The organism is Sphaerisporangium cinnabarinum (genome assembly GCF_055567015.1).
In genome coordinates this window covers 22,910-33,659 of record NZ_JBVHRG010000016.1, presented here as the reverse complement: position 1 = coordinate 33,659, position 10,750 = coordinate 22,910, and the positions used below count along the sequence as shown (strand labels likewise).

Below are 10,750 nucleotides of genomic sequence, written 5' to 3'. Positions count from 1 at the left end.
GACTCGGGTCCCGGCCGAAGGTCGGGAGCACCCATCCCCCCGGCGAGCTCGACCACCACAGCCAGCCCCACCACTCCCCCACCGGCCACCGGCCGGGTCCGGGAACGACACCGCCCCGGTGTCCCTCATCCGAGGGCTCACCGGGGCGGTGGGCAGAGTTCCTAGAGCTGGTCGGGGGCCGCGACGTTCGGCCAGAACAGGTCTCCCGCGACGACGCCAGTCGGACCATCTGCCAGGAGCCTGAGCAGGCTCCCTTCGACGTCCGCACGCGCCGGAGGCATCGTCACCGTGACCGTGTGGGGGTGTGTGAGGTCGATGGGCATGCGCTGCTCCTTCGGTCGGTGGCGGTCAGGACCCGATGGGCCGGCCCCTGCGGAACTCTCCTCGATTCGCGGGGAACGGTTCGCCGGCGTTGAGCTCGTCCTCGAGGCGGGCTAGCTCGCGCTCGAGCGCGGTGTTGAGCAGGGCGGTCATGGACACGTGGCCACCGTCGAGGCCGGCGGTGCGCAGGACGGCTGTCTCGGCGCGGCGGATCAGGGCCTCTTGGAATCGGAAGGTCCGGGAGATCATGGCTGTACCGACGGGGGCCTGCACCGGAGGTTCTGGGTCGGACGCGCGCGAGCGCTGCGCCGGGGCACGTCGCGGCGTCGTCGCCGCAGGCGGGGCCTCGGTCCGGATGTCTGGCTGCTCCGACGGCGCCGCCGGAGCTGCCGGTTCGGCTGTCGGCTGGACGACTGGCGCGGCCGCCACAGGTGTCGCGATCGGCTCGACGCGAGGCGTCAGGGAGATCGGGCTGGTTCCGCTGGGTCGCTTGCGCTCGACCATCAGGCGATCCTCTCGGCGTACGCGGGCAGAATCCGGTCGATGATGCGCTGGGCGACCTCGTCGAAGATGCGCACCGTGGTGCGTCCCCGTTCGTCGTTCCAGGCGGTCAGTGACACGCCGGCAGCGTCGGCCTCGGCGAACCTCGTCCACTCGGGCACGTACGGAGGCGTGAGTTCCACTTCCACGTCGCCGGGGATGATCTTGACGGTGCGCAGGTCCCACACGAGGTCGCCGAAACGCTCACGTAGGCCCTCGATCTGGAAGTCCCCCTCGGCGGTCTGGCGGCGCCGTGTCACGAGGACTCCCCCGACGCGGAGCTCGGGGTTGGCGAGGTCGACGGCGTGCTGCGTCACGAAGTCGCTGACGCGGATCGCGGCTTCGACGGAGTCGTAGCCGGTGTCTGAAGGGATGACCACGACGTCAGCAGCGCTCATCGACATCTGCACCAGGTGGCCAAGGTCCGGGCGGGAGTCGATGAGAACGACGTCGTAGTCCTCCGTCCAGCCCGTGAGTGCCTTGCGCAGACGCCGGAACGCGCCGACGGTGCCGGCCTCTGCTTCGCGGTTGATGAGGTCGAAGCGAGCCGGAATCACGTCGATGTGCTTGGCTTCCGCCGTCGTTTCGCCGGCGGCGTTCTTCCAGCCGCACTCGACGACTGCCCCCTCACCGGCGCCTTCGGCGTTCGCGGCGATGGCCTCGGACACGCTCGGGATCGGGTTGGCCGGGTCCCACTCGATCCCGAGGCGTCGAGTGGCGTTCGCCTGCGGGTCCATGTCGACGACCAGGACGTTGAGCCCCTGGCGTGCGAGACCGGCTGCGGTCTGGACCGTGCATCCGGTCTTCTGGACTCCGCCCTTGTTGTTGGCGAAGAGGATCGTGACGGGCATCGGTGGGCACCTCCTGGAAGCAATGCAAGCATTGAAATGCTTGCGTTCGTTGCTGGACGCGCCGCAGCGCAGGAGCCGCAAGCATAGCAACTAATGGAATAGTTGCAATACTTGTAAGTCTTACGTTGCTTGTAAGACTTACAAGTATTGCTGTCCGGAGAGCTACGCCGCGAGGCCGTCGGCCAACGTCCACTCGCTCGCCTGTGCATCGTCTGGGGCCTGCCACCCGGACTCGGCCGGGGTCTGCGGGTTCGGCGGCTTCGTGTCGCGTGAGGTAGGCGCGCCATGCGCGGCGCTGTGCGGCGTAGAGGCGCAGCGGGGCAGCGGGGCAGCGGGGCAGCGATGTCAGCTAGTACGACGACGGCATGCTGGGGATGACCCGTGCTGCGACGTCGAGGATGTCAGCGGCGAAAGCGATCGCGTCAGTGACGTCCTGCTCGTCGACCTCGGGGGAGTCCAGGCGGGGGTACTCGCTGGCGTTGCGGGTGTTGCGCAGCCAGGTGAACTGGCGCAGCGTGGTGCCCATCGGCGGCTCGAGCTGAGCAAGGGTGACCTCGAGCAGGACGGCGTGCGCACCGAGCGTGCTGGTCGCGCGCAGGCCCTGGTTTGCGAGGATCGCGGCGAGTGCCTTGCGGGCGCCGTCGTAGGCGGTCTGGAATGCCGCGACGGGGTCGGTGGTCGCGATCTGGCGGGCAGTGTCCAGGTGTGTGCGTGCTTGTTCGACCATGCGGTCTGCGAGTTCGCGACTGGGCGCGACCTGTTCGATGCGGCCCTGTTCGATGAGCTGGTCGATCTCGGCGCGTCCCTGTTCCCAGCGTGTGACGTTCATCGGGTGTGCTCCTGCAGGTCGAGTTTCAGGGTCGGACGGGATGCGAGCGTACGCAGGAACGGCTCAGTCCTCTCGCGCCACGCGAGGGGAGTGACCCGGCTGATGTTCACGGGGATGCCGAGCCGCTTCTCGGCACGGTATGCGGCCTCGTTCAGTTCGCTCCTGTCGGGGTCACCGACGACCAGGACGTCGATGTCGCGGGGCTCGTGACCGCCCTGCCCAGCTTGCCGAGCAGCCCAGGAGCCGAACAGCAGAGCTTCATCGATGCCTCGCACGTGCTCGAGCTCCTCGGTGATGACGGGTGCCGGGCCGAGGGTTCCAAGGATGATCTGCCGTAGTGGCTCGAACAGCCTGTAGTCCTGATTCGCACGGATCACGCGTGATCGTCCGATCTGCTCGTCAGACAGCACCCCAGCCTCTACGAGTCGCGATACCTCGCGATGAACCACCGAGGCCGTCGCTCCCGTGCGGTCAGAGATTTTCGTGAGGGTGTAGGAGCGTTCTGGGTGCAGCAACAGCAGCGCCAGGATCTCCGCCTGGGTCTGAGAGCGAAGGTACGGCGCGATAGCTGGCGACAAAGTTCGCATAACAAGAATATATCTCCGCGATATCGGAACTTCTACCCGAGAGAGGTGCGAACGACCGTGCCCGCGGTCGTGGTTTCGCGATCGCCTACCGCTGGTGCCACTCGACGATCTGCGCGAGCTGAGCGAGCCGACCCAATCTCAGGGTGCGATCGCTTCGACCAGTGTCCACTCGCTCGCCTGAGCGTCGTCGGGTGGCCACCACCAGGACTCGGCCGGGTCTGCGGGCTCGGCGGCTTCGTGTCGAGTGAGGTACGCACGCCATGCGCGGCGCTGCGCGGCGTAGAGGCGTAGCTGGGCCGCGACGCCCTCGAGGGCCCCGAGGTGCTCGGCCACGCGGAGCAGCGCGTCGGGGCGGGGGAGTAGGGCTCCCGCGGTCCGGTCGAGGAGTCCCCAAGAGCTGAGCAGGTCGACTGCTTCGTGGACCGCGCGCCGCGAGATCCCGGTGGCGTCCACCAGCTGCGTGATCGTCTGCGCGCAGCCGTTCTCGACGGCCTCGAACACGAGCGCGGCCACATGACCGAGCTCCCGGAACACGGGCCTCAGCGCGTGCACTTGCCCGCGGTCCCACCGCAGGTCCGTGGCGCCATCGAGCAGGTCTGACGGGAGCGTGAGGGCGTAGAGGTCGGCGTGCTCGCCCCGACCTTGCTCGAGCCGGTCGATCCAGCCGGCCTTCCCGAGCTCGTGGAGCAGTACGGAGACGGTTGAGTGGTCCATCCCCGTCGCGATCGCCAGAGAGCGGGTGCCGAACGAGACGTAGCGGCTGCCGGTCTTGTGCGCTGCTTCTCCGAGAGCTCGTAGGAGGAATCGAGCGCCGTACCACTTACGCCCGGGGAACCGGTGTTGCTCTGTCGTGCGGAGGCAGGCTCGCCAGGTGCGGACGAAGGCGTGCTCGTCGCCGAAGTCTGGGGTGCCCCCCTGTGACTCTTGGGCGCTTGTGTTGGATCTATGCACAGTGTGATTCCCGGCCGTCGTGGGCGGGTCGGTGTGCTGGGTGACGTGGCGTTGGGCGTTGTGCCAGTCGCGGGCGAGGGCGCCGTGGCGCTGGGTGGGGGAGTAGCGGGCGTAGAGCGCTGCCAGGCCGGGCCAGCGTCCGTCGGTGAGGCGGGCGGCGACGTCGGCGAGGTGCCAGCCTGCGGCGGCCGCGCCGGCGATGACGGCTTGTCGTGCCTCGGACGGTGAGGGGTAGCGGCCGGTGTCGTAGACGCCGTCGCGGGCGATGCGCGTCAGACGGGCCGAGAGGGCCCGGCCGCGGGCGGCCGAGCTGTGGGGGTCCGTAGCGGGCTCAGAGGCCTGGAGAGGTGCCTGTGCGGTCCGTAGGGCGTCGATCTGGGCGCGGTAGGCGTGCTGGAGCGCGGCGACCGCTGCGGCCGGGCTGGGCCGGTGCAGGACGTCGACGGCGATGTTGAGGCTCATCGTGAGGGCCTGGTGGCCGCCCGTTGCGTGGGCGGCGCCGGGGACGCGGATGCAGCCGGTGCGCAGCGACTGGTGCGGTCCGGGGTCCATCGTGGGGTAGGCGGTGGCGATCGCCTCGACGAGCTCGCGGGCGCTGGTGTAGTCCAGGCGCTCGGCCAGCGGGACATAGACGTGGCGGCCGCCGTTAGGGGAGACGTCGGTGATCACCCGAGCGCCGGCCGACTCGAGCTCGCGTACGAGGCGTGTCGCGTCGGCGAGGACGCGCGCGGCGCCACCCCGTGAGGAGTCGAGGTCGAAGCACAGGGCGCGGCAGGTGCCGTCGTCGCCGTACACGCGCACGGCCGCCGGCGCCGAGGGCAGGGCGGAGGTCAGGGGGCGCTCGTCGCGGTCGCGGTACTGGACCCCACCGGCGCGTCGTGATCCGAGCCGGACCCGCGGAGCGCCCGCGAGCAGGGGAGCGCAGGCGGCCCACTCTGCCGTCGCGACGCCAGAGGACGCACCGGACGTTCGTCCAGAATCGGGCGCGAGCAGGTCGCCGCCGCTCGGTGTGTCGCCCTCGAATTCGTGTGCGAGGGCCCGATGGGTGCTTATGATGGTCTCCAGACAGCGACACACCTGAGGGTGCGTCAATCGGGGCCCATCACCTCCGTCGCCGCCAAGCTTGAGGGTGATGAGCTTCGTATCGTGGCCCGCCCCTTCGGGGGCGGGCCGCTCTGCGTTATGCGGTTATGCAGTCTTGAGAGGCAGCTCCTCCTGCTGGCTCGGCTGCTCGGGCCACCATGCCGGCAGCCCCGAGTCATCAAGCTCAATGTGACGCGCGACCCGCTCGAGTACGACACCGAGCGATTCCCCTGCCGCGTCTGCTATCTGATCGAACACAGCCTTCGTGCCCTCATCGACGCGCGCGTAAAGCGCTGCCGTCGTGCGGGGGTCGAGCGACCCTCGAGGGCGGCGAGCCCTGGACGTCACGCTGCTGGTCATGCCGTCGAACTTAGTGCTAGTGCTAGCAGGAGGTGGGGGCGACACGCGGAGCGTTGGCATCTTTGCTACAACCCACGCGCGACGGCGGCGGCGGCAGCGAGCCATGCGCGCTGGGTGCTGGGGCGCAGGGAGCCGTAGCGCAGGGTGCCTTCGACGATGGACGGGTCATAGGGGATGGCGACAGCTTCGCGGGCGAGTGGTCGGAACGCTGCGGCGACTTGTTCCGCTTCGGCGAGGGTGCCGTCTTTCTTGGCTTGGTTGACCACAACGACGGCGTTGCGCGCAAGGGCGGCGCTTCGCTCGTCGCGGTCGGTGAGGGCTTCGAGGAGCAGGGCACCAGCTTCGGCAATGTCGCCGCGGGTGGTGGTGGCCACGACGAGCTGGTCGGCGTTCTCGACCATGCGCAACCACAGGGAGTCGGATTCGTCGTTGCCAGAGTCCATGAAGATGAGCCGGTAGTACTTGCGGAGGACGGAGTGGATCGCGTCGAACTGGGCCACGCCCAGGCGCTGCTCGTCGGCCAGGATCATGGGCTGGGATCGCAGCACGTCGTACTTGTCTTGGGTCTGGTGGTGGACGAAGTGCGCCAGATCTGCTGACTGGGCTGCGGTGCCGAGGAGTCGGTCGACCTCGGGCAGGAGCTCGAGGAAGGTCGCGTCGTGCGGACCTTGCTCGGTGCGCCAGCCGAGGGTGCCCCGGGTCTGGTTGTTGTCGTGAGTGACGACCCCGGCGCCGCCGTAGCGGGCGAACACGGCCGCGAGGAACGCTGTGGTGGGGGTCTTGGACGCGCCGCCCTTGCCGTTGACGATCGCGGTCGTGCGGGGCCCGGGCCAGTGCTGGGAGACGAGGCGGATGTGCTCGCGCAGCTCGCGCTCGGCCTCGCTGGGCGCCATCCGGATACCGGCTCGCGTCAGGAGACCGCGCAGGCCTTCGGTCGCGGGTTCTTCTGTCTGCTCGACGGTCAGGAACGACTCGCGACGCTCACGCCTGGTCGTCGTCGTGGTGCTGGCGGCGGCCTGGTCATGGGCGGAGCGAACCCATGCCCGCGGCGCCGTGCCAGGCGCCTGCGTGGGCTCAGGCTCGTCGGTGGCCTGCGTGGTGTCCGTCGAGGTGTCGGTGGCTGGGGGAGCGGGCTCGACGTCGACGTCGGCGGTGCGCTGTGTGGCGCGCGTGGTGCGGCTCCGGGTCTGGGGTTCGGTGGCGGTGTCTTCTTCGACGGTGCCGTCGCCGTGGATGATCAGGGGCCACTGACCGTCGGGGTCGCGGGTGATGGCGCGAAGAGGGCGTCCGAGCTGGGTGGCCTTGTGCGCGAGGAGGGCCACGACCTGGACTCGTGCTTCCTCGACGCTGGGGGCGGCGATGGGGTGCAGGGTGCCGCCGATGGAGACCTCTGCGGTGCCGTCGTCGTTGAGCATCGCCTCGACGCGAGGCCAGGTCGCTGCTTCGGTGGTCGCGCTCATGGTGTTCTCCTTGCGTTAGCCGAGCTGTATGCCCATGTTGTTCAGGAACGGCACCGGGTCGGTCGGGGAGCCGTCGACGAGGACGGAGAAGTGCAGGTGGCAGCCGGTGGACTGCCCCGAGGAGCCGACGCGCCCGATCTGGTCGCCGGCGTTCACCTGGTCGCCGGCGCGCACGAGGATCCCTGAGGCGTACTGGTGCAGGTAGGAGGTCTGGACGCCGCCGCCGTGGTCGAGGGTGATCGTGCCGTTGCCGTTACGGTCGAACCCGGTGAACGTCACCACCCCGTCCTGGGCGGCCCAGATCGGTCCGTCGCACCCGCCGCCGCCGAGGTCGACGCCGGAGTGCAGGCGCCAAACCTTGTCGATGGGGTGCAGCCGCATCCCGTAGCTGCTGACGATCGGACCGGCGGCGGGCGCGGCCCACCCGGTCGCGCTGACCTCGCCCGGGACGGCGACGCCGCCCGAGCAGACCTGGTCCCCGGTGCCGGCGCTCAGGCCGGTATCAACACCGGAGAGGCCTTCGACGACCGCGACCGCGCCGTCCCAGTACTTCGTGTAGTGGAACGGGTCGGCGTTGCGCTGGGTGCGGTGCGCGACGATCGTCGGCTCCAGCGACTCTCGGCCCGGGACGTTGGCGATCATCGCGGTGAAGAAGTTCGTCGCGCTGATGTACGGGTCCATGCGGTCCTCATACGAGCCCCAGGCGCCGTTGGCGCGCTGCTGGAACAGGCCGCGGCTGTCGGGCCCTGCGGCGTCGCCGTGGTCGATGACGCGCAGGCTGGACTCGCCCATCGCGGTCATGACGCCGATGGTCTGGTCTCGGACCCCGAGGCCGAGGGCCTTGCCGGCGGTGATGATGTGCGCGGCGTTGACGAGCTGCTCGTGGTCGTAGCCCGCGATCGTGGTGTCCGGCGCGGTGGCCGGGGCGAGCGTGACCGCCGAGCTCGTTCCCGGCGCCGGGTTGCACGTGGCGGCCTCGGAGGGCGAGCCGAGCAGGAGCAGGCTGAACACGGTCCCCAGCGCGAGCACGGGCACGCCGGCCACGACCGCGACCGCCCCCGTGGTCCGCGAGGCGGCCACTACTGGCCCTCCTCAGCCGGGGTGATGCGTGCGGTGAGCCACGGCGCGGCCGCATCCTGGCGGGTCAGCACGATCGCGTACGGGCCAGCATCGGTGGGGACCTCGACCGTGGCGACGTACACGCTGGTCTCTTCGACCACCGTGGCAGGCCCGGTCAACGCGGTCGCGGGCACGTTCGCGGGATTGACGTAGGCGTAGTCGAGCGCAGCCTGCTGGGTCAACAACGGCTCAAGCCCGGCCCACCACGCGTCGTGGTCCAGTTCTGGGCGCGCGAACGCGGCCATCGCCGCCCGAGCAGCCTCGAGGGCGCCCTCACGTGAGGCCGCGTCCCAGGTGGGCACGGGCCGGGCGGTGATGACCTCGCCAGTGTCCTCGTCGACCACACCGTCGGGCGCCCCGGGATACCGGCCAGCGTCTCCGGGCGCAGTAACTGTCGGCGCGGGCGCACCCTGGGCAGGTTCCGTCGTCGCCGGTGCGCCGGCGCAGCCTGCCAGGGCGGCCGCGACCGCGAACATCCCGGCCGCCCACGCGACCCGTCGTGCCATCCTCAGCCCCCTGCTGATCGTGCTCAGTCGCTCGGACGCGTCTCCTGACCGTCCTCACGCAGTACAGGGCGGACGTTGGAGCCCGCCTGCAGCGTCGCCTTGAGCTCGTCGCGCAGGATGAACCACGTCGCCCCGACCTTGTAGCCGGGAATCACGCCGTCCTTGAGCCACTTGTAGACACCCGGCTTCGTCATGCCCAAGATCTCCGCGACCTCCGGCACCGTCAGCGTCGCGCTACGGCCCTCAAACAACGCGTCCAGAGCCGACGTCACGGCAGACACCTGCACCCACGAACGCATGCGAACACACTAGACGCTACACCAGCCGCGTTGACTCTGTATAGGTCCGTAGATGTATACGGCATGCTATTGCCTTCCGTTGGTGCCGCGCGCTAGGGTCGGCGCATCGACGACTGCGTCCAATTATCAGGGGGCTCTGGGCAAATGTCCGATACCAACCCATGGGTGTCGCGCGCTCAAATTCCAGCGACGCCCGTCACGGCGACCCCAGCGGCGCGCTCCGAGCCCCCGCTTACCGGTCCCCACGCGCCTCAGCGCGGCGTCCCGGCACCGGTCCTCGCCGACCAGCTCCCGACCCGCACCCGGCATCAGGCCGCGCCCCTGTGGTGGCTCGGGGTGCACGGCGGAGCGGCGGAGACGTCGCTCGCCGCGCTGGTGCCTGACTGGCCTGCCGCGGAGCACGCCTGGCCCCAGATGCCTGGAGCAGGTGGCGTCCGCGTCGTCCTGACCGCCCGGTCGAACATGCGCGGGCTGCGCGCGGCGCAGGCCGCGGCCACGCAGTGGGCGGCAGGGCTGGTCCCGCACGTCGAGGTCGTGGGACTGGTGATCGTCGCTGACGCACCGGGCCGGCTTCCACGTCCGCTGCGTGAGTTCTCACAGATCGTCGGCGGCGGGGTCCCGCGCACGTGGACTCTGCCGTGGATCGAGGCATGGCGTTTGGGGGAGCCGCCGGCACTCTCAGGCGCCCCGCGCGAGGTCCGTCGACTCGTCGACGACCTCGCTGCTGTCGTCCGACCTGGTGCCGTCGGCACCGTCAACCGAAAGGAAACCCGATGACCGTCCTGCACAGCCTCCTCACGGCGGCGAGCGAACTCGCCGCCGTGATCCCGGCGCAGCTTCCCGACCCCGCGCCGACACAGCCTCCGGGCACCGAAGCGGTCACCACCATCCTCGGTTGGGCCAAGTGGGTCGGCCTCGTGGTCTGCATCCTCGGCCTCATCGCCGCCGGCACCCTCATGGCGGTCCAGTCCCGTCGCGGCGAGGGCGGGGAGCACGTGGGCAAGATCGGCATGGCCCTCGGTGGCGTCATCGTCATCTCGGCCGCCGTCGCGCTCGTCGGCTTCATCTCGGGAGCCTGAGCGGAGTCCGGCATGGCTACCGACGACAACGAGCAGAACCCATTCACCCGGCCCGGCTTCATCGCGGCCGCGGTCCTCGTCGCCCTCGTCGTGGTACTCGGCATCGTGATCGCGATCGTCAACGCGACGCGCTCTGACGATCCTGCCACCGCACCCGAAGCGTCATCCCCGTCGCCCACGATGAGCGCCTCCCCGACGTCCGAGCCTTCGGACGTCGCGGGCAGCGCCAGCGTGTGCGGCCTGGAGGGAGAGGCGCTGTCCGGGACGTTGTCGACCGCTCCGGCCGCGGACTGGGCGTTCCAGGGAACTACCGCGTACCCGACGTCGGCCGAGTTCGGGCCGGGGGAGACCACAGCCGAGGGGGTGCGGTTCTGCTTCCAGCATTCGCCCACCGGGGCGTTGTTCGCGGCCTCGAACGCGCTCGCGCTGGGTAGCGACCCCGTTGTCGCGCCCGCATGGATCAAGTACTTCGCCGCTGAGGGCCCCCATCGGGATGAGTTGCTGGCCGAGACCGAAGGCAGCGCATCGACCGCAGGCACGCGCCTGCGGGTCGCCGGCTTCCGCATCCTGTCGTACGACGGCGAGACGGCTCGGATCGATCTCGCGGGCGAAGGATCGACCTCAGCAGGCTCGATCTACTTTTCGGCCGTCTATGAGCTGATCTGGCAGGACGGCGATTGGAAGGCCAACACCGAGACGGCTATGTCCTTCGACTTCGCCACCATCCCGAACCTGGCGGGCTACACCACCTGGGGAGCGTGACCT

At 69.8% G+C, this 10,750-nt stretch carries 13 protein-coding genes; 3 read left to right on the top strand and 10 right to left on the bottom strand.

The window, feature by feature from the left end; all coding sequences use genetic code 11:
* Positions 1-161: 161 nt before the first annotated feature.
* From ACZ4MO_RS18565 to ACZ4MO_RS18520, 10 genes are all read right to left on the bottom strand, one after another.
* Entirely contained in the window at positions 162-323 is a 162-nt protein-coding gene (locus tag ACZ4MO_RS18565) for a hypothetical protein (RefSeq protein ID WP_499279368.1), read from the bottom strand.
* A gap of 25 nt (positions 324-348) precedes the next feature.
* Entirely contained in the window at positions 349-825 is a 477-nt protein-coding gene (locus tag ACZ4MO_RS18560) for a ParB family protein (RefSeq protein WP_499279367.1), read from the bottom strand.
* On the bottom strand, positions 825-1,712 hold the full coding sequence (locus tag ACZ4MO_RS18555; RefSeq protein WP_081599825.1) for a ParA family protein: 888 nt from the start codon (positions 1,710-1,712) through the stop codon (positions 825-827). Before ACZ4MO_RS18555 ends, ACZ4MO_RS18560 begins: the two co-directional genes overlap by 1 nt.
* 349 nt (positions 1,713-2,061) lie before the next feature.
* Positions 2,062-2,541, bottom strand: a complete 480-nt coding sequence (locus tag ACZ4MO_RS18550) for a HEPN domain-containing protein (RefSeq protein ID WP_499279365.1) — start codon at positions 2,539-2,541, stop codon at positions 2,062-2,064.
* Positions 2,538-3,128, bottom strand: a complete 591-nt coding sequence (locus ACZ4MO_RS18545; protein ID WP_499279363.1) for a helix-turn-helix domain-containing protein — start codon at positions 3,126-3,128, stop codon at positions 2,538-2,540. The genes ACZ4MO_RS18550 and ACZ4MO_RS18545 overlap by 4 nt, the downstream gene beginning before the upstream one ends.
* 138 nt (positions 3,129-3,266) lie before the next feature.
* Positions 3,267-4,874: a hypothetical protein gene (locus tag ACZ4MO_RS18540; protein ID WP_499279362.1), complete on the bottom strand. Its 1,608-nt coding sequence runs from the start codon at positions 4,872-4,874 to the stop codon at positions 3,267-3,269.
* Between the two features lie 713 nt (positions 4,875-5,587).
* Positions 5,588-6,982, bottom strand: coding sequence for a hypothetical protein (locus ACZ4MO_RS18535; RefSeq protein WP_499279361.1), 1,395 nt, complete (start codon positions 6,980-6,982; stop codon positions 5,588-5,590).
* A 15-nt stretch (positions 6,983-6,997) separates the two neighbouring features.
* The gene (locus tag ACZ4MO_RS18530) at positions 6,998-8,062 is read right to left on the bottom strand and encodes a M23 family metallopeptidase (RefSeq protein WP_499279359.1); all 1,065 of its coding nucleotides are present in this window, start codon (positions 8,060-8,062) and stop codon (positions 6,998-7,000) included.
* A complete protein-coding gene (locus ACZ4MO_RS18525; RefSeq protein WP_499279358.1) occupies positions 8,062-8,607 on the bottom strand; it encodes a hypothetical protein in 546 nt (181 codons plus the stop codon). The genes ACZ4MO_RS18530 and ACZ4MO_RS18525 overlap by 1 nt, the downstream gene beginning before the upstream one ends.
* Positions 8,608-8,630: 23 nt before the next feature.
* Positions 8,631-8,879, bottom strand: coding sequence for a helix-turn-helix domain-containing protein (locus tag ACZ4MO_RS18520; RefSeq protein ID WP_307868988.1), 249 nt, complete (start codon positions 8,877-8,879; stop codon positions 8,631-8,633).
* A 171-nt stretch (positions 8,880-9,050) separates the two neighbouring features.
* On the opposite strand from ACZ4MO_RS18520, the gene ACZ4MO_RS18515 reads away from it, so the two are divergent.
* From ACZ4MO_RS18515 to ACZ4MO_RS18505, 3 genes are read left to right on the top strand one after another with little or no spacing between them, the layout of a single operon-like run.
* Positions 9,051-9,683, top strand: a complete 633-nt coding sequence (locus ACZ4MO_RS18515) for a DUF6668 family protein (protein WP_499279356.1) — start codon at positions 9,051-9,053, stop codon at positions 9,681-9,683.
* Positions 9,680-9,985 carry a hypothetical protein gene (locus ACZ4MO_RS18510; RefSeq protein WP_499279355.1) on the top strand — a complete coding sequence of 102 codons (306 nt, stop codon included), beginning with the start codon at positions 9,680-9,682 and terminating at the stop codon, positions 9,983-9,985. Before ACZ4MO_RS18515 ends, ACZ4MO_RS18510 begins: the two co-directional genes overlap by 4 nt.
* Before the next feature lie 12 nt (positions 9,986-9,997).
* The gene (locus tag ACZ4MO_RS18505) at positions 9,998-10,747 is read left to right on the top strand and encodes a DUF8175 domain-containg protein (RefSeq protein WP_499279353.1); all 750 of its coding nucleotides are present in this window, start codon (positions 9,998-10,000) and stop codon (positions 10,745-10,747) included.
* The last annotated feature ends 3 nt before the right edge of the window (positions 10,748-10,750 follow it).

Coding starts and splice junctions, on each gene's coding strand:
- ACZ4MO_RS18565 (WP_499279368.1), bottom strand. CDS start 323: ATGCCCATCGACCTCACACACCCCCACACGGTCACGGTGACGATGCCT.
- ACZ4MO_RS18560 (WP_499279367.1), bottom strand. CDS start 825: ATGGTCGAGCGCAAGCGACCCAGCGGAACCAGCCCGATCTCCCTGACG.
- ACZ4MO_RS18555 (WP_081599825.1), bottom strand. CDS start 1,712: ATGCCCGTCACGATCCTCTTCGCCAACAACAAGGGCGGAGTCCAGAAG.
- ACZ4MO_RS18550 (WP_499279365.1), bottom strand. CDS start 2,541: ATGAACGTCACACGCTGGGAACAGGGACGCGCCGAGATCGACCAGCTC.
- ACZ4MO_RS18545 (WP_499279363.1), bottom strand. CDS start 3,128: ATGCGAACTTTGTCGCCAGCTATCGCGCCGTACCTTCGCTCTCAGACC.
- ACZ4MO_RS18535 (WP_499279361.1), bottom strand. CDS start 6,982: ATGAGCGCGACCACCGAAGCAGCGACCTGGCCTCGCGTCGAGGCGATG.
- ACZ4MO_RS18525 (WP_499279358.1), bottom strand. CDS start 8,607: ATGGCACGACGGGTCGCGTGGGCGGCCGGGATGTTCGCGGTCGCGGCC.
- ACZ4MO_RS18515 (WP_499279356.1), top strand. CDS start 9,051: ATGTCCGATACCAACCCATGGGTGTCGCGCGCTCAAATTCCAGCGACG.
- ACZ4MO_RS18510 (WP_499279355.1), top strand. CDS start 9,680: ATGACCGTCCTGCACAGCCTCCTCACGGCGGCGAGCGAACTCGCCGCC.
- ACZ4MO_RS18505 (WP_499279353.1), top strand. CDS start 9,998: ATGGCTACCGACGACAACGAGCAGAACCCATTCACCCGGCCCGGCTTC.